The 16,989-nt window shown below is 61.0% G+C and carries 13 protein-coding genes and 1 pseudogene; 9 read left to right on the top strand and 5 right to left on the bottom strand.

Annotated features, from left to right (window positions below; translation table 11 throughout):
- Positions 1-72: 72 nt before the first annotated feature.
- The 7 genes and pseudogenes from JGU72_RS26630 to JGU72_RS30865 all read left to right on the top strand — a co-directional run bounded on the left by JGU72_RS26630 (position 73) and on the right by JGU72_RS30865 (position 7,152).
- Positions 73-1,281 (top strand): cytochrome P450, encoded by a 1,209-nt coding sequence (locus JGU72_RS26630; RefSeq protein WP_199687260.1) that lies wholly within the window; start codon positions 73-75, stop codon positions 1,279-1,281.
- A complete protein-coding gene (locus JGU72_RS26635) occupies positions 1,278-1,475 on the top strand; it encodes a ferredoxin (RefSeq protein ID WP_199687262.1) in 198 nt (65 codons plus the stop codon). Before JGU72_RS26630 ends, JGU72_RS26635 begins: the two co-directional genes overlap by 4 nt.
- Positions 1,475-2,701, top strand: a complete 1,227-nt coding sequence (locus tag JGU72_RS26640) for an NAD(P)/FAD-dependent oxidoreductase (RefSeq protein WP_199687264.1) — start codon at positions 1,475-1,477, stop codon at positions 2,699-2,701. Before JGU72_RS26635 ends, JGU72_RS26640 begins: the two co-directional genes overlap by 1 nt.
- 52 nt (positions 2,702-2,753) lie before the next feature.
- Positions 2,754-4,244, top strand: a pseudogene (locus JGU72_RS26645) (hydantoinase/oxoprolinase family protein); the annotation flags it as partial.
- Positions 4,245-4,286: 42 nt separating this feature from the next.
- Entirely contained in the window at positions 4,287-4,844 is a 558-nt protein-coding gene (locus tag JGU72_RS31505) for a hypothetical protein (protein WP_463315452.1), read from the top strand.
- A 15-nt stretch (positions 4,845-4,859) separates the two neighbouring features.
- Entirely contained in the window at positions 4,860-6,866 is a 2,007-nt protein-coding gene (locus tag JGU72_RS26650; RefSeq protein ID WP_233533079.1) for a hydantoinase B/oxoprolinase family protein, read from the top strand.
- Positions 6,856-7,152: a hypothetical protein gene (locus JGU72_RS30865; protein ID WP_233533080.1), complete on the top strand. Its 297-nt coding sequence runs from the start codon at positions 6,856-6,858 to the stop codon at positions 7,150-7,152. Before JGU72_RS26650 ends, JGU72_RS30865 begins: the two co-directional genes overlap by 11 nt.
- Positions 7,153-7,358: 206 nt before the next feature.
- Here the strand turns inward: JGU72_RS30865 and JGU72_RS26655 are convergent, their stop codons facing one another.
- The 3 genes from JGU72_RS26655 to JGU72_RS26665 are packed head-to-tail and all read right to left on the bottom strand — an operon-like array spanning position 7,359 to position 9,979.
- On the bottom strand, positions 7,359-8,075 hold the full coding sequence (locus JGU72_RS26655) for a maleylpyruvate isomerase family mycothiol-dependent enzyme (protein ID WP_199687266.1): 717 nt from the start codon (positions 8,073-8,075) through the stop codon (positions 7,359-7,361).
- A gap of 14 nt (positions 8,076-8,089) precedes the next feature.
- Positions 8,090-8,911 (bottom strand): fumarylacetoacetate hydrolase family protein, encoded by an 822-nt coding sequence (locus tag JGU72_RS26660; RefSeq protein WP_199687268.1) that lies wholly within the window; start codon positions 8,909-8,911, stop codon positions 8,090-8,092.
- A gap of 3 nt (positions 8,912-8,914) precedes the next feature.
- The gene (locus JGU72_RS26665) at positions 8,915-9,979 is read right to left on the bottom strand and encodes a cupin domain-containing protein (protein ID WP_199687270.1); all 1,065 of its coding nucleotides are present in this window, start codon (positions 9,977-9,979) and stop codon (positions 8,915-8,917) included.
- Positions 9,980-10,439: 460 nt separating this feature from the next.
- Here JGU72_RS26665 and JGU72_RS26670 point away from each other — a divergent pair, with 460 nt between their 5' ends.
- Both JGU72_RS26670 and JGU72_RS26675 read left to right on the top strand, forming a co-directional pair.
- Positions 10,440-11,690, top strand: a complete 1,251-nt coding sequence (locus tag JGU72_RS26670) for an FAD-dependent monooxygenase (protein ID WP_199687272.1) — start codon at positions 10,440-10,442, stop codon at positions 11,688-11,690.
- A gap of 469 nt (positions 11,691-12,159) precedes the next feature.
- Positions 12,160-13,008, top strand: coding sequence for a hypothetical protein (locus JGU72_RS26675; RefSeq protein ID WP_199687275.1), 849 nt, complete (start codon positions 12,160-12,162; stop codon positions 13,006-13,008).
- 525 nt (positions 13,009-13,533) lie between these two features.
- Here JGU72_RS26675 and JGU72_RS26680 read toward each other — a convergent pair.
- Both JGU72_RS26680 and JGU72_RS26685 read right to left on the bottom strand, forming a co-directional pair.
- Positions 13,534-14,589 (bottom strand): hypothetical protein, encoded by a 1,056-nt coding sequence (locus tag JGU72_RS26680; RefSeq protein ID WP_199687277.1) that lies wholly within the window; start codon positions 14,587-14,589, stop codon positions 13,534-13,536.
- A 152-nt stretch (positions 14,590-14,741) separates the two neighbouring features.
- Complete coding sequence (locus JGU72_RS26685; protein ID WP_199687280.1) at positions 14,742-16,148, bottom strand: HEPN domain-containing protein; 1,407 nt, start codon at positions 16,146-16,148, stop codon at positions 14,742-14,744.
- Between the last annotated feature and the right edge of the window lie 841 nt (positions 16,149-16,989).

The raw sequence follows: 16,989 nt of genomic DNA on the forward strand, positions 1-16,989 counted from the left end.
AATTATCGAAACGAAACGTCTTGTTTTGTTAGACTCGTCACATTACACCACCCAGGTTGCGAAGGAGTACGGATGTCTGAGCTTGTCGGTGCGACAGCCGAGTCGATCGACCCCGCTGTATGCCCGTTCGATCACCACGCGCCCAGAACCGCGCAGCAGGTCTGGGACACGTACGCAGACCTGAGGTCGCGTGACACCGCACGGTCGGACCTCTACGGCGGCTTCTACGTGCTGACCCGATTCGCCGAGGTACGCGCCGCCGCGCGAGACCATGCAACGTTCTCCTCTGCAGGCGGCCACCGCATTCCCGCGATCGGTACCGGAAGATCCTTGCCGATCGATGTCGATCCGCCTCGGCATGCCGAATATCGCCGACTGTTCACCGACCGCGTGACACCTGCCAGCGTCGCCGAGCTCGAGCCGTTCCTGCGTCGACTCATCGGCGGATTGGTGCGCGAATTCCACAAGGCGGGCGGCGGAGACTTCGTACCCGACGTCGCCCTGGCGATGCCGCTCGCTGTGTTGACCGAGGTTGTCGGGTTCTCCGAAGAGACGGTATCGAATCTGCGTCGGTTGACAGAGCAATCCTGGACGCGGGTGACCGATGCGTCGCTGGACGAGGCTCGTCGCGAACTCCGCGAGGTGGTGCAGAGCGAGATTGCACGCCACCGCAGCGAACGCCCGTCGGACTACTTGACCACGATGTTGTCCGCAGAAGTCGATGGCCGGGCGATCGAAGACGACGAACTCGAACGCATCCTGTTGACTTTCGCGATCGCAGGCCACGAAACCACAGCGAACGCGGCGGCGTGGTTGGTGCACTTCATAGCCTCCGACGACACCCTGCAACTTGCGCTGCGAAACGACCCCACACTGATCCCCGCCTACGTCGAAGAGTCGCTACGGCTCGGGACGCCGGCGCAAGCCTTCGCCCGAGAGACTACCGGCCAGGTCGAGGTCGGAGCATGCCCGATTCCCGCCGGTGAGCGGGTATTGCTGGCCTACGGTGCAGCAAACCGCGACGAACGGCAGTACGACCGGCCCGAGCAGTTCGACGTCGTCCGTGGCTCACGCGGGCATCTCGCTTTCGGCTTCGGGATCCACCAGTGCCCAGGTGCGCTGCTCGCACGCACAGAACTTCGACTCATGCTTGACGCTCTACTCTCCGTGCCCCCCATCCGCAGCGACGGACCGCCGCAATTCGACGGATTGATGGGCGGAATCCACCTCGGACCGCGAGCCCTACCGATTCGATTCGATTCAGCCGAGGTCACACCATGAAGATTTCCATCGACACACACGCCTGCAACGGCTATGGCAACTGCGCCTTCGCTGCCCCCGACGTCTTCGACGTCGACCTCGCGCGCAATCTCGCCGTACTCAAAGACGACGTCGATCTCGACACCATCGATCTCGACCTGGTCCGCGAGGCCGCCGAGGATTGTCCGGTGCGCGCAATCCTGTTGGAGGAGTGATGACCACCGGAACAGGTGGAATCGCGGTCGTGGGCGGCTCCGTAGCCGGCATTCGATGCGTAAAGACCCTGCGACAATTCGGATACTCCGATCGAGTCGTCCTTATCGACCGCGACGGCGAAGACCCCTACGACAAGCCGGGCCTCTCGAAAGCTTTTCTGGCCGACGACACAAGGCCCGCACCGCAACTCGCGACTGCCGCCGAGCTACGGCAATGGTCGGTCGAGTACCGACCGGGGACAGCCGCGATCGGCTTGGATACCGCGGGACCCAAACTCGAGACGGACGCAGGGCTCGAATCCTTCGATTCGGTGGTCGTCGCCACCGGCTGCCAGCCACGACCACTTCCCGCCGCCGCAACCGGTCACCGCATCGGTTACCTGCGCAGCCTCGACTCCGCGCGTGACCTGCGTCGCCATATTCGCCCCGGCGCATATCTGGTCGTCGTCGGTGGTGGATTCCTCGGCTTGGAAGTCGCCGCGAGCGTTCGGGCTCGCGGTGCCACCGTGACCGTCATCGAAGCAGGAGATCGGTTACTCGCACGCGGGGTACCGACTGCTGTCGCGCGGTACGTAGAAGGACGACATCGAAGCCACGGCGTCGATCTTCGGTTGGAAACCACTGTGTCCGCGGTCCACGAGCAATCCGACGAGGTGCAGATCCACCTCTCCGACGGCGGGTGCGTCACGGCGGACTATGTCCTGGTCGCTATCGGCGCCGACCCGGTAGTCGACTGGGTGACATCGTCGAACCTGTTGTTGGACAACGGGATTCTCTGCGACGCATCGATGCGAACCAGCGCCGAGCACGTGTACGCCGTGGGTGACTGTGCGAGCTTCGTCAACCCGCTGTTCGGCAGGCGAATGCGACTCGAGCACTGGACAAGTGCAGGCGAGCAGGCGGCCTTCGTCGCGCGCACGCTTGCCGGCCGCTCCCGAAGCTCATCATGCGAGCTTCTCCCGTATGTCTGGTCGGACCAATACGACCTCCACATACAGTCCGTCGGCGTCGCGGGCAGGACCGATTCGACGTTCGATGTCGGCGCGCACGGCCTACTTTCGCTGGCCTGCGAAGGAGCCGACATCGTAGGAGCGACCGCAGTGAACGGTCAAGCTGCACTGTTGCGTATCCGTACCGCGCTGCGGGATGGGCCGATCGCTTTTGCGTCTCTCGAAAGTTCTGTTTTGCAGAATCCCGCTCTGGACATCAGAAATCAACATTCATAGTGTTCACGCGATCATCATGTAACCAAAGTCACATCGAAGAAAGGTTGGTCCGATGAGTTACGTAATCGGCGTAGATACAGGGGGCACATTCACCGATGCCTTCGCGGCTGACGACTCGGGCCGCATTGCCAGCGCCAAGTCCTCCTCGACACCGCCGAATTTCGCGAACGGCTTCCTGAACGCGATCGACGAATTGGCCGCCTCGATGAGGCTGTCCACCGCCGAGCTCCTCGGCGACACCGGCTACATCATTCACGGCACAACATCGACCCTGAATGCCCTCGTTACCGGCGATGTTGCAGAAGTCGGTTTCATCACCACACGCGGGCATGCCGACTCGATTTCGATCATGAACGTCGAAGGCCGCTAAGCGGGACTGGGTACCGACGAAATCCAGAACATGTCCGCCACCAACAAGCCGCAGCCGTTGATCCCGCGGCGCCGCGTTCGAGAAGTCAACGAACGCACCGACTACAAGGGCGCCGAGATCGTCGCACTCGACGAGGACGGTGTACGACGCGAGGTCCGCGAACTCATCGCCGACGGCGTCGAAGCCATTGCAGTGTCGCTGCTGTGGTCCTTCCGCGACCCCACCCACGAGCGTCGAATCCGCGAAATCATCGCCGAAGAGGCGCCAGGACTTTATGTCGCGCTGTCGAGCGACGTCAGTCCTCGAATTCGCGAGTACCCACGCAGCGTCACCACGATCATGAACACCCAGGTAGGTCCTCGACTGCGCGCATACCTGGCGCCGTTGGAAGCCGATCTGCGCGAGCGCGGCTTCACCGGCGCGTTGTTGGTCATGCAAGGCAGCGGTGGATGTGTGACCGCAGAAAACGCGCCCGCAAACGCCATCAGCACGATCGGGTCAGTCCTCACCGGCGGCATCGTCGGCTGCCAGCAGCTCGCGTCGGCGCTCGACCACACCAACATCATCTCCACCGACATGGGCGGCACCACATTCCTCGTCGGTCTTGTGCTCGACGGCGAGGCTGTCAAAACGTCGAGTACCGTGCTCAACCAGTACACGATCAGTTCACCGATGGTGGACGTCCACACGATCGGCGCCGGAGGCGGAGCGATCGCCTGGGTCGACGCCGGCGGCAATCTCAAGGTCGGACCACGAAGCGCCGGTGCGTCGCCCGGGCCGGCTTGTTACGGCTCTGGTGGCACAGAACCAACGGTGACCGACGCAGACCTCGTGCTGGGAATCGTGAACCCCGACTACTTCCTCGGTGGCCGCAAAACTCTCTCGAAGGAGTTGGCAGAAAGCGCAATTCGGGAAAAGATCGCCGACCCGCTCGGGCTCACCGTCGACGAGGCGGCCGCGGCGATCTACGCCATCCAGAACGCTCAGACCACCGACCTGGTTCGCAAGGTTGTCGTCGAGAGCGGACAAGATCCCCGCGACTTCGTCGTCTATGCCTATGGCGGTGCCGGGCCCATGCACTGTGCCAGCTACTCGGCCGATCTCGGAGTGAAAGAAGTCATCGTTCCGCTCGGTCCGACGGCGGCGGTCTTCTCCGCTTTCGGCCTCGCTGCATCCGACATCATTCTGACCGCCGAACACTCGCAGCCAGACAACATGCCGGTCGATCCGAATCAGGTCAACGCGACCTTCGATCGTCTCGAAGAGCACCTGCAGACCCAACTCGCGGCACAGGATCTCGAATTTTCCGATATCCGATTCGAACGCGAGGCCGATATCCGCTACACCATGCAGCTGGCGGAGGTGTCGGTCCCGGTGTCGTCGGGAACCATCTCCCACGAAGACGTGGTGTTGCTGTCGAAGAGCTTCGAGGAGCGATACGAACAGCGCTTCGGCAAAGGCTCGGGATTCCCCGACGCGGGCATCCAAATCATCACGTATCGACTTCGCGCGGTCGGTTGCCTACCGATCCGACCGCAGCTTCCCCCCTTCCACGACGGCTCCGGCGCGCCGGTACCTCGTGCCCGACGGCAGGTCTTCCTCGACGTCGTGCGGCGGTGGGAGGAAACGCCCATCTACCACTACCTCGACCTCGGCGTGGGAGACGCGATCAGCGGCCCCGCAGTGGTGGAAGCGCCTACGACAACCGTCGCGTTGCCTGCGGGCTGCAACGCGGTCGTCGACCGACTCGGCAACCTCTCGATCACCTACTAACGGAAAGGACCGACCATGGCACTCCATCCCGTCGCCGGCTCCGACAAGTTCGTCAGCACTCTCACTCCGACATCCGAACTCCGCCACCGAGTTCGGGGCGTCGCATTGCACGATGTCAGCGCCGATGACGTCGCCGCGCTCGACGCCCTGACCTACGAAGTGGTCCGGCACCGAATCGCAGCGATCACCGAAGACATGGGCGACGCGCTCAAACGAATGTCCGGATCGGTGGTGGTCACCGATTGCAACGACTTCGGCACCCTGATCCTCGACGAGGGCGGTGACTCGGTACAAATGGGGCTGTTCAACACCCAGCTCGCCGCCGCTGTCGACCTCGCAGTCAAATGGACACTCGAAAACCGTACTGCAAATCCAGGCATCCGCGAGGGTGACATGTTCTTCTGCAACGACCCGTGGGTCGGTGGGGGACTGCACCAAAACGACGCGTCCGTCCTCGCGCCGCTGTTTTATGGTGGCGAATTGTTTTGCTGGACTGGGGCAGTGGCCCATCAGGTGGATCTCGGTGGCGTATCGCCGGGCAGTTGGTCGGTCGACGGGATGGACGTCTTCTGGGAATCGATTCCGATCCCGCCGATCAAGATCGTCGAGGCCGGCGAGTTGCGTGCCGACATCGAGGACAGTTACCTGCGCCGCTCTCGTGTACCGAAGCTGGTGGCGCTGGACCTGCGGGCAAAGATCGGTGCCAACAACGTTGCACACGACCAACTGCGACGGCTCATCGACAAGTACGGCCCGACCACGGTCAAAGCCGTCATGCGTCGAATGATGGACGACGCCGAGTCCCGCGTCTCCAAAAAGCTCACAAGCCTTCCGGACGGAACCTGGACCTCCGTCGCCCACCAGGACGGGGCACGTGCCGGGGACCGGGAGGTGCACAAAATCGTATTGACCATGAGCAAGGTCGGCGACCGGCTGACCTTCGACTTCACCGGAACCGACCAACAGGTAGACGGAATCTCCAACTGCACTTTCGCCGGCCTCCGCGGAGGCATCATGCCGGTGCTGCTGACCCTGCTGTGCGGCGACATCCCGTGGTCTCCAGGCGGAATCTCACGACGAGTCGACATCATCAGCGAACCCGGCACTCTGAACAACTGCACGTTCCCCGCCGGCATCGGAAAAGCCTCGGTCGCGTCGGCCTGGGCAACCCAGAACGCGGCCACCGAGTGCGTCGCCAGCATGCTGGCTGCTAGCGAAGAGCACAAGAAATCGGCGATGGCGGTCGGCTGCGGAACGTGGGATCTGACCTTGCTCGCCGGAGTCGATCAGCGCGGTGCCGGCTTTGCCACGATGCTGTGCGACGCGATGGCGGGCGGCATGGGCGCACGTGTCGATGCCGATGGCGTGGACACCGGCGGCGGCAACCCGATCGCGATGGGCCGAGTAGCCGACGCAGAAATGAACGAATTCAGCTTCCCAATTCTCTACCTATGGCGGCGCGAAGAGGCCGACTCCGGGGGAGCGGGCCGCTTCCGCGGTGGTCTTGGCGGGTCGAGTTGCTTCGTCCCGCACGATTCACCTATCGACCAAATCCATCTGGTGCTCTCCGCTACGGGCAAGGCGCTTCCGCAAGCTCCCGGCTTGTCCGGCGGGTACCCCGCCAACACGCAATTCGACGTCCTCGTTAGGGGTGCCGATGTCGCGAAACTGTTCGCGAACAAACACATTCCCGCAAATCTGGAAGAACTAGGCGGGGACCTGCAGATTATGCCCGCACATCTGGAAACCGAACTGACTGCGCAAGACGTGTACTTCACACATTGGCAAGGCGGAGGAGGCTACGGAGATCCGCTGCTACGCGAGCCCCACCGGGTCGCCGTCGACGTCGAACGACACCGCGTCTCTGCTGCGGCCGCAACAACCTTGTACGGCGTCGTCATCGACGGCAATGGCGACGTCGACGAAGCACAAACCGAAACCCGTCGACACAGCCTGCGTCGGGAACGGGCCGGACTGGCCACCGACAGCGAAGAGCGACAGGAGATTCACCATGCGCGTTGATGACAACGTCGAACTGCTATCCGACGGAACCACACGATGTGTGCACTGCCAGACCGCGCTCGGCGACAGCACCGCAGGCACCCTCGCGCGCGCGTTGACTCGAGAAAGCGCATCCCAGACGGCCGGGCCATCGGTGCACGCAGCTCCCAGCCTGTTCACCGACCGTCCGATCGTGCTGCGCCAACTGTTCTGTCCGTCCTGCTTGGTCCTGCTCGCGACGGAAATCGTGCCTAGCGACGAACCAGGCATGCGCTCGTGGAACCTGACCCAAAAAGCACCAGGATAGAAAGCTGACCGAGCGATACCAGCGAAGGTCACGAAGCGAGGGTGCCATCACGGCACCCTCGCTTTGGTGCGCGGTAGAGGACACGAAACGCGCGAATCCACCCGCCCGAAAGTATCGGAATACACGACAGCACAACGGTGCTGCACAAGAACGACCGAAGGCACCCTCGTCGGGTGCCTTCGGTCGAGCGGGGTGGCAGGTCGGAATCAAAGCCAGCGTGGCGGCACCGGTGAAGCTTCGGGCGAGGTCACCCCGACGGCACCGCGGCCCGCGGACCAGCGGACGATCGAGGCAAGGTTGCCTCGGACTACAGAGGCTGCGGTGTGGCCCGGTTTGATCGCAATCGGAGGTGTGCCTGACACGTCCAGGACAAGTTGGGAGCCGAGCTCGTTCGTCCGCCACGCCTTGACGATGTCGGACAGAACCGAAGTCAGCACGACCGCGGGGAGGTCGGTGAACCGGCCGGTGCCGGCGAGATCGACCGCGTGAATCCAGACCTCGCGTGCGCGCATCCAGGCGGTCTCGGCAGCGGGAACGATTCGTCCTTGCACGGTAACCACTTCGGCGTCCCAGGCCGAGTCGGCAAGATGGCGCCATTTCTCGTCCAGCCGAGCAACGGTGTGGTCGAACAAGTTTCGAAGCGCGCCGGCCGACAAAGTAGCTCCGGCGCTGATTTCGTCATTGCGCTGCTGCACAGACGCGTACATCGGGATCTCTGTACCGGACGCCGCCCAGTCCAGCAGTCGACACAGCGCTGCTGCGTTGTAGGCGACGTGGGCGATCACGTGTTTGCGCGTCCACCCGTCCAGAAGGGTGGGCCCGGCCAGTTCGTCGTCGGATAGCTCCCCGAGCTGTTGGGCGAAGAACGAGGTTCCCCGGCGAGCAAGGACGAGGCGCTCAGCCAGCGGAAGGTCGTGAAACATGTTGTACGACAAGACTACTTGACCACCGTCTTGTTACGAACCGAGCCGAGGCCCTCGATGCTGATCTCCACAACTTGCCCGTCCCTAATGTAGCGCGGTGGTTTGCGGGCATGCCCAACGCCGCCTGTCGTGCCTGTGATGATGACGTCGCCGGGTTGCAGCGTGACGATATGGGAGATGTACTCCACGAGAGCGGTCGGCCCGAAGACCAGATCATCGGTGAATGCGCTCTGCATTACTTCACCATCGAGGCGAGCCTCGATTTTGGTTCCCGGGACGTAGTCGGTGACCAGATGCGGACCGAAGCCGCTGGTCTTCTCGAACGTCTTGCCCTGGTCCCACTGCAGCGTGCGGTACTGATAGTCGCGCATCGTGTAGTCGTTGATCACGGAATAGCCGGCGATATGGTCGGCCGCATCTGCCTCGGTTACCTGGTAGGCGCGCTTGCCGATCACGACTGCGAGTTCAGCCTCCCAGTCCAATTCGGAGCTGGCGTATGCCGGAACGAAGACGTCGTCGTTCGGTCCGGTGAGCGCTTCCTTGAATTTCGCGAACAACGTCGGATGCGCAGGCAATTCGCGCCCCATCTCCTTGATGTGCGTGGCGTAGTTCAGACCGACACAGATGATCTTGCCCGGATTCGGGACAACCGGTGCGTAATCTGCGTCGAGCAGGCTCACGGTCGATCCCGAGGCAAACTTCGCAAGTACCGACCAGTCCGCGGTTCCGAGCAGTGCCGACAGGTCGGAATAGCCCTCGATGACGGTGGCCTCGGTTTCGCTGTCGATTCGAACAGCGACAGTTGTGCCGCCATGACGCAGAGTGGCGAGTTTCATCGATCAAGCTCCTTCGGAAATCAACGTGCGGTTCAGGTGTAAGCGTTCGACGATCGGTGCGTCGGAGAAGACGAACACGTCGAAGTCGGTGTCGGCCTCGATCGACCACTCCACCCAGGACGGAACCGCGATCATGTCGCCCGTGCCGACCTGGTGAGTCCGCCCATCGAGAACGAAACGCCCAGACCCGTCGAACACCTGGTAGACACTCGATCCGACATCACGCCGGGTTCGCGTCACTGCTCCTGCACGAAGCCGGTGGAATTCGGCGCGGACGGTCGGCATGACGTCACCGCCCGTGGTCGGGTTGGTGTAGCGGACTGCAGCGTGGCCTGGCTCGGTGGTCGCAGCAAAACCTTCGTCCTCGAGTGAAAGCTGCTCGCGCAACGCGGCGTCGGTGTGTTCCCACCGGTAGGCCGCTATCGGTGAGCTCGTCTTGGCGCCGAGGCCGATCAGCGGACGAAGGCCGGGATGCGACCACAGCCGCTCCGAGCGCGACGTGTCGGGTGTGGAGTCGTCGGTGACGCCTTCGGATCCGAATTCGAAGAATCCGGTGTCGGTGTAGTGCACGAACGGAATGTCGAGGCCGTCGATCCATGCCATCGATTGATCGGTCTCGTTGTGGTGTCCGTGGAAGTTCCATCCAGGAGTCAGCAAGAAGTCGCCTCGACGCATCGCGACTGGGTCGCCGTTGACGACAGTCCAGACTCCTTCGCCCTCGATGACGAAGCGAAATGCGTTCTGGCTGTGTCGATGTTCGGGAGCTGTCTCTTTCGGACCGAGGTATTGGATGGCTGCCCACAGAGTGGGTGTGGCGTGGGGGACTCCACCCAGGCCGGGGTTGGCCAGGGCGATGGCTCGCCGTTCCCCACCGCGGCCGACAGGCACGAGATCGCCGGCGCGCTGCGCAAGTGGGTACAGCGCCGACCATTTCCACACGAACGGTATTGCCCTCGACCTGGGAGCCATTGGCATCAGATCACCGAGTTGAGTCCACAGCGGATTCAAATTGTTCGTTTCGAAATCGCGATACAACTCGGTGAGTGCGTCCTGCTCTGTGGTCGTCATTCGAGACCCTCCTCTGTGCGCGATCGCAACTGGACTTGCATCGGCAAGTCGCGGGCGACTGGGTTCTCCTGGCAACGCTAGAGAGAAGGTCGCCAGGAAACCACGGTCGTTCTGTCATACAGAACGCTGTGAACGAGCCGGGCGAGAAGGTTGAGGCGAATCTATGCGCTGCGCATAGGGCTTTGTGGCTGGTGCGCAATATGGAGTTGGTTCGTTAGAAAGCCAGGGAGTTCTAAAATGTTCTGTATGACAGAACGCAACTGGTTCGTAGCATGTCGATGCGGCACAGTATGCGGCAGACGGGGCCTTTGGTTCGATGAACCTGCACTGAAAGCGGCAGAGGTTGCGATATCTGCTAGGTACTCGCGAGATCCGCTGCGCCGTCCGGTGATTGCGATAGCAAAGCCGCCGCGCTCAAGTGCTTCAACCGCCTCGATTGCGCACTCGCCAAGGGGAAAAGATGTCGGAACTTCGCAACTCCAAGATCGTAATCGCTGGCGGCGGAATCGGCGGTGTAGCCAACGCCCTGGCACTCGCGCGCCGTGGTGCTCATGTGGTCCTTCTGGAGCGAGCGAGCACATTCGGCGAAGTGGGCGCTGGGCTTCAGATAGGTCCGCATGGCTCCCGCATACTGCAGTCCTGGGGCGTGCTGGACGATGTGCTGGCCAAGGGTGTTCGGCCGCGCAACCTCGTTTTTCGTGACGCTCTGACAGCCGAAGTTCTCACGAAGATTGACCTCGGCGCAGCTTTCGTTGAGCGCTACGGCGGGCCCTATTTCGTCACGCATCGAAGCGATCTGCACGCGGCGCTGGTAAGGGCAGCACGCGAGGCAGGTGCCGAGTTGCACAACGGTATAACGGTAACCGATGTCACGACAGAGAAGGACAAAGTCGTCGTCGCCACCCGGGGTGGACGCGTCTTCGAGGCAGACATTGCGCTTGGCATGGACGGTTTGAATTCCCGGTTACGCCGCAAAGTGAGCAATGACGAGCCCGTCTCTTCCGGCTATGTCGCCTACCGGGGAACCTTCTCCTTCGACGATGTGAACTTCGAAGAGCACCTCGAAGATGTTGTCGCTTACATCGGCCCGCGATGCCACTTCATCCAATACCCGCTTCGAGGCGGCGCAATGTTGAACCAAGTTGCGGTCTTCGAATCGCCCGGCTATAAGCGGGGTGTCGAGGAGTGGGGCGGACCGGAAGAACTCGACCAGGCGTACGCGGACTGTCACGAAAACGTGCGCCGCGGGCTCGGGTACCTGTGGAAAGACCGACGGTGGCGCATGTACGACCGGGATCCCATCGACAACTGGATCGACGGACGAATGATTCTCCTTGGCGACGCCGCCCATCCACCCCTGCAATATCTCGCCTCCGGCGCAGTGATGGCGATGGAGGATGCGAAGTGTCTGGCTGACTACGCTGTCCAGCAATACGCTCTTCGAGGCGGAAACGTCGCCTGGCCCCACATTCTTCGTGCTGTCAACGACGAGCGTGCCGTCCGGTGCAACCGCATCGTCACAGTCGGGCGTATGTGGGGCGAGCTCTGGCACTTGGACGGAACTGCACGACTCGCACGCAACGAACTCTTTCGAACTCGTGACACGACGAGCTTCAAGTACACCGATTGGCTCTGGGGATATTCCTCGGCGCTGTCGGACCAACCGCGGCTCGTTCAGCCCGTTGAAGTGGTCGGCGCGGACCGCTTTTGACGGACCGCGCACTTTGGCGCACGGGACCACGACGGAACACACGGCATGCGCGCTCCTTCGCAATGCTGAGGTCAGCGCTATATTTTGAATCCTGCAGAACGTGCCTGACGTGCGTAAACGGGCGACGTTCCGTCCTCGGGGTCAAGTGGTCGCAGGTTCAAATCCTGTCAGCCCGACAAAGTTTGTGCAGGTCAGAGGTGCTATGCGGGTGGCAATCCCGACCTCGTGCAGAATTCGTGCAGAACGCCTCACCAGTGTGGTCCGGCCGCATTGGGCGCGGCTCGGTGTCGAGAACCCGAGACGAACCTCAGCCAGAGGCAGTCAGGCGTCTTCAAGCTCGGCTACCACGGCGGTTTATGGCCCCCTTCTGAGGCCACGCGTTCTGCGTCTCTGTCTAGTGTTCAACCGCGGGATGCTCCAACTCCGTCGTGAGCGCGGCGCGCTCACTAGCATCGGTAGAATTCATTTAGTGCCGGTGAATCCAGACCTCTATGCCCAAGTTGAAGCTGCGCGTCGCCAAATCGCGGAGATTCCCGCTTATGTGCTACAAGACCTTGAAGGTTACGGTTCCGATCTAGCCGACTTGGTGTCCGGCGTAGATGAGACCGCCGACTTCCTCAGTTCCGTCGAAGATCAGATACGCCAGATCGACTTCGCGTTGATCGCTCGGGCGTGGAAGAACTTCCGCAGCCGGATGCCGTTCAACTGGTCTGATGAGGCTGGCTTGCCTTCGAGCGATGACCTCAAACAAGTCACCGAAACAGACGGAATCCCGATTGTCTACGTGCCCAGAGGCGATATCGTTGGTGCGTTACTGGGCGCTGGCTCTCGCGATGACCGCATTGCCATCCTGCTCAGCCGCAGGGATGACGTACTCGAAGATTGCCGACTTGCTCTCAGGAAGAAAGCCGACACCGCCAAATGCACTCGGCCACAACACCATTTGGTCGAACTCGCGATCGACAGCTACTTAGACGGTCACTGCGAGGCAGCTCAAACGCTTGCCGTCTGTGTGTGCGACAAGTTCATCCGGGACGACATCGCGAGGTCGCAGGCTGACGCAGTTGTCGCGGCTACAATCGGTGATCTTGACGACGATTTCGAAGCCGACCGATTGCGCATTGCGTTAGTTCGTGCTCCGCTTGTCCCGTTCCTTGCCAAGTGGTTTCCCGGGTCGAATTACCCGGTTCCCGTCAAGCTGAATCGAAACATTACTGTTCACCAGCCGACGCCAGACCATTTGAACCCGGCAAACGGGTTATTGGCAGTCATGCTGGCCACCAGTTTGCTGTACGGGGCGGTCGACCAACGTTCATAGGAAAGCAGGTCAGAATCGAGATTGCGCGGCGGGTGAAGCGCCGACTCGTCGAGTCTGCTGCCGCGGCCCTACTATCGCTAACCTCGTCAGGTATTGATCGCCTCGTGGACAGTTAGAGGCCGAGACATTGTTGTTGTCGCAGAGCCCGGTGGTCTTGACCTCATGCCATGACCTGAGATTCCAATTTCGCGCTGGGGCAAGTAAGTTCTTCGCAAATTGTGCGCCGAACCGGGTATTCCGGCCCGGATTCGCGCGAAGTCGACCGCAACCTCCTGGCGTCTGGAGGCCGCAAGTTCGATATACACTTACGGGCTTTGGCCTGACTGCGACAGGCAGGGCGAGGTCGCTTTCTTCACAAAACCATTCGCTGGTCAACGTGGGCGAAATGATGCTGTCGCTGTTCGGATCAACGATGCGAACGTCGACGTTTTGGTTCGACCTTCCACACGAGCCAACTCCGAGGAGCGGCTCGTACCCTGATGACCGCATGAAACGACGGGGTTGGGTCATCGTGTGGCCAGGAACTCATCCGTTCATGCCGTAGTCGAACTCGCTGTCTTTGTGCTCGATGTACTGCGCGACGGTTCCTTCTTTGAGATTGTCAAGCGCAAGCTGAACGGACGCATTGTCGAAACCAACTGGTAGTCCAGACTCCAGCCAGGGAAAGTAGGGGAGTGATGTGAACCACGCTTCGATCCGATCAATTATCGATACAACGTCCTTCGCTTGATCTGGCGTGAGGGCGGGCTGCCACAGCATGAACTGATCAGTGAAGACCCCGCGCGCGGTCTCGATCGTGTGGTATCCAGGTGCCCATTCGACAAAAATGCCATCAGCCAGTCGCCCGCCACCGCCATGCAAGAGCGTGTTCCGGTATTCCCGCGCCAAGTAGCTAAGGTCACTATGCGCGACTTTGTCACCTGCCGCCATTCTGCCCGTTGTGGCAAGGGAAAACTGGTCTGACCAAGATGCGCTGAAGAGGCGGTCGACCGAGAAGTCGTCCTCCAGAGCTGCCGCAGAGAACCCTGTCAACAGCACCAAGCGGTGTTGCACTAATGAGAAGTAGCCGGCGAGCAACGCGGTTGCAAGATAGGCGATTTCGTGCTCGCGATCCAATTTCACCTGGATGCCCCCGGCGATGTTCATAAGGTCTCCCTCAAGGCGGTCGGAAGGTTCATGCGGAGGTTGCAAGGTCATTCTCAGGCCAGGTTGCCCGTCATTCTCGAGCGCCTCATTGAGCTTTGCTCTAAAGTAGGAGACGAAGCCAGCGTAGCGACCGTGCTGGTTGAGAACTCTGACATTGTTTGTCTGCCTTTGCATTTCAACCGCTGGTTCGACAACCATCGTCTGAATCGTCTTGACTGCGCTGCGCAATTTCTGCTCAATATCTAGTGCCAGGGCGCTCGGCTCGTCGCCTCTGCTTTCGGTCACCCAGATATAAAGTTTGATCCCGAAGACCGTGAAGCGCAGCTCGCATGGGATCGATTTGTAAGAAAACGCCAGATCCCAGCGCGTCTTATCCGTTCGGGGTGCATCCGCGGCCCCGCGGCTCAGCAGTGCAAGGTGAAGTAGTTGACTCATCGTCGCAAATGTATTTTCAAGGGGATACTCGAACCTGCGGAGGTTTGTCATATCGGCCGGGTCATTCTGAGGTAAGCCGAACTCGCGAAGCTGTCGGGATGAGAGGTAGCCAACGTCTTTGCCAGCTCTTCGGGATGCGCCATTGCAATCTCCTATCGCGTAATGCCGGTGGAAACTGAGTTCGGGTTAGCATCTGCGTCGATCCAACCGAGTTCCGTTGCCACCGTCGCTGTGTTGGCGCGATGAAACGCGAAGTCGCGGGAAATCTGAATGCACGTAGCGACCTCTTGGGGCGTTACTCCGGCCCTGAGGAGTATCAGTACCTGCAGCATCCAAGGTGTCACCCAGTTCAGGACCGTCCAGCGGTCCAACTTGCGGTGAAGGGGTTCAGGATCCGGGTCGTTTGACTTGAGTTGGTGGGCCAGCTCGTCGCGTGCGGCTACCAGGCGGAGTGCGAAGCCGGGGACTGACTCAAAGACTTCAGGTAGCACATTGTTGACCTCAGCGACTACCTCGACTACACGTTCAACGAAGCTGATCTCGTCGATGTGAGCGAGCGCATCGTCGAAGCACTTAGTTGCAGTGGCCTCGTCGGCGATGCCGTCTTCGACTAATTGTGTAACCCCGGCCTTCTTTGCCGCTTTGCGAGCGGCCTTGAGGCTCTTGCCTTCTGGCGGCTGAAACCGCTTACGGTCTTTCCATAGCCGCCGGTGGATGCCCTCGACGACCGCAGCTTGGGCAAGCAACTGCACCTGAATGGGACCTCCGGGTGGGTGGGCAACCGGATCCGTCAGGCCGTCAAGCCGATGATGGAGCGTGAGAAATCGAGCGAAGCGCTCGATCGTGAGGCACTCAGGGGCGAGCAGCGGCTCAGGGCGAAGTCCGTGCGGCGTATCGTGGGCGCGCCTGCTCAGAACTTCGGTCCATGTGTTGGCTCCTTCGCGTCTGACCTGCACTCTGAAAATTGTCAACGGCTTTCGCAGAGCGATCTTCATGAAGGTCAGACACGCGTAGACGATGTCGTCGACCATTCCGTTCAGCGGGACATTCTTGTGTGCGACATACCGTAGCCACGATCCGTCCTCATCGGAGTCGGTGTCGAGGGCGCCCGTTTCGCCGACGGGAGCTTTTTTCTGCTCCGCCCAAACTCGTGGCATCCAGCCTGGGGCGTCGAGTTGGAATCGCACGGCCTCGTAGTAGTCATCCTCGTCGTGCAACGTGTCACCGATCAGCAGGTACCGAATCCGGTAGATCGGGTCACCGGTCATGACTGCGTCGCCGCCATGGTTCTGAGCGAAGAGGCCGGTCGCCCACGTTCCATCGACGAGGTGGGCGTGCAGGGTCGCTGGCTGAAACGCGGCGACTCTGTCGGCCGGCGGTGCGAATGTCAGTTTCGTGTGTCCCGGATTGTCGTCTTCGACCTCGTGGAAATGAACATCGTCGACCAGTGAATTCGCCAGCACTGCCGCTGGTTGCTCACCTCGGCCGTGGGTCAGCGTCCCGACCGACACGCGGTCGGGGGTGCCTGCCAACCAGAAGGTTCCGCGCGTTTCGATCATAGGCGTGAAGATATCCGCCGTTAAGTTGTGCAACCGTGTCGGTTCACCAGCCCTGCCGAAAAGCGTTGCAGGAATCGCTTTCTGGCTACGTCCTGTCAAGCCATAGAGCGATGCGCACGTCGGCGAGAGTCTATCCGGGGAATTCGGTCAGTTCGAAACTTGTGAGCACTTTCGTGCGTCGCGGCCGCCAGCGCGTCGTCCGCACGCCCTCGCATTTGAAAACGTCGCGATGTCTGACTGCTACGTGGCACGCGTGTGACCACCGGGCACACGAGTGCGCTTGGTCGCCGAGAAATGGACTTCGACATCTTGCGAAACCTCGATGCCTGAATGCGTCGGGCAACCGTGAAGCGTTGCGCCGGATCTCATTTGGCCGCGGATTGATCGTAATTGGTGATCGGCTCTGGGAGGTTGGTCGGCTAAACTGCGCGCTGATGGCGATGCTCGCGGTCCCACCCTCGACGCGTCGTGGCTGGCGTGGCACACGTTTTCTTCAAGCCGTTCCGAAACCGTCCGGTTCGGTTCGCCCAATTGTGAAGTGCCGCAAGGCTGCATCTCAAGAGGTCACGTACTGTGTTGGTAGTGTGGACGAAACCTGACCCAGCCGCGCTGCGGCGCTATGCGGGCCTTCCGGCAAAGTTGCAGCTGTCCGATTATCTAGCGACGATGATTTCTGAGCCTGTTCAATGGGTCACCGTTCTCCGGAGACTCGGACCTGGTATTGATTTCAGCGTGATTTCGCCGATTCTTGTGGAGTTATCTCACTTAGAAGATGTCCTGGCGACCACCGATCATTCGATAAACGATCTCGGCGAACCAAGCTATGACGGAGAGAGGGAAC

The sequence above is a fragment of the Antrihabitans auranticaus genome, from assembly GCF_016481275.1.
Classification (GTDB): Bacteria; Actinomycetota; Actinomycetes; order Mycobacteriales; family Mycobacteriaceae; genus Antrihabitans.

Coding starts and splice junctions, on each gene's coding strand:
- JGU72_RS26630 (WP_199687260.1), top strand. CDS start 73: ATGTCTGAGCTTGTCGGTGCGACAGCCGAGTCGATCGACCCCGCTGTA.
- JGU72_RS26635 (WP_199687262.1), top strand. CDS start 1,278: ATGAAGATTTCCATCGACACACACGCCTGCAACGGCTATGGCAACTGC.
- JGU72_RS26640 (WP_199687264.1), top strand. CDS start 1,475: ATGACCACCGGAACAGGTGGAATCGCGGTCGTGGGCGGCTCCGTAGCC.
- JGU72_RS31505 (WP_463315452.1), top strand. CDS start 4,287: ATGCCGGTCGATCCGAATCAGGTCAACGCGACCTTCGATCGTCTCGAA.
- JGU72_RS26650 (WP_233533079.1), top strand. CDS start 4,860: ATGGCACTCCATCCCGTCGCCGGCTCCGACAAGTTCGTCAGCACTCTC.
- JGU72_RS30865 (WP_233533080.1), top strand. CDS start 6,856: ATGCGCGTTGATGACAACGTCGAACTGCTATCCGACGGAACCACACGA.
- JGU72_RS26655 (WP_199687266.1), bottom strand. CDS start 8,075: ATGTTTCACGACCTTCCGCTGGCTGAGCGCCTCGTCCTTGCTCGCCGG.
- JGU72_RS26660 (WP_199687268.1), bottom strand. CDS start 8,911: ATGAAACTCGCCACTCTGCGTCATGGCGGCACAACTGTCGCTGTTCGA.
- JGU72_RS26665 (WP_199687270.1), bottom strand. CDS start 9,979: ATGACGACCACAGAGCAGGACGCACTCACCGAGTTGTATCGCGATTTC.
- JGU72_RS26670 (WP_199687272.1), top strand. CDS start 10,440: ATGTCGGAACTTCGCAACTCCAAGATCGTAATCGCTGGCGGCGGAATC.
- JGU72_RS26680 (WP_199687277.1), bottom strand. CDS start 14,589: ATGAGTCAACTACTTCACCTTGCACTGCTGAGCCGCGGGGCCGCGGAT.
- JGU72_RS26685 (WP_199687280.1), bottom strand. CDS start 16,148: ATGATCGAAACGCGCGGAACCTTCTGGTTGGCAGGCACCCCCGACCGC.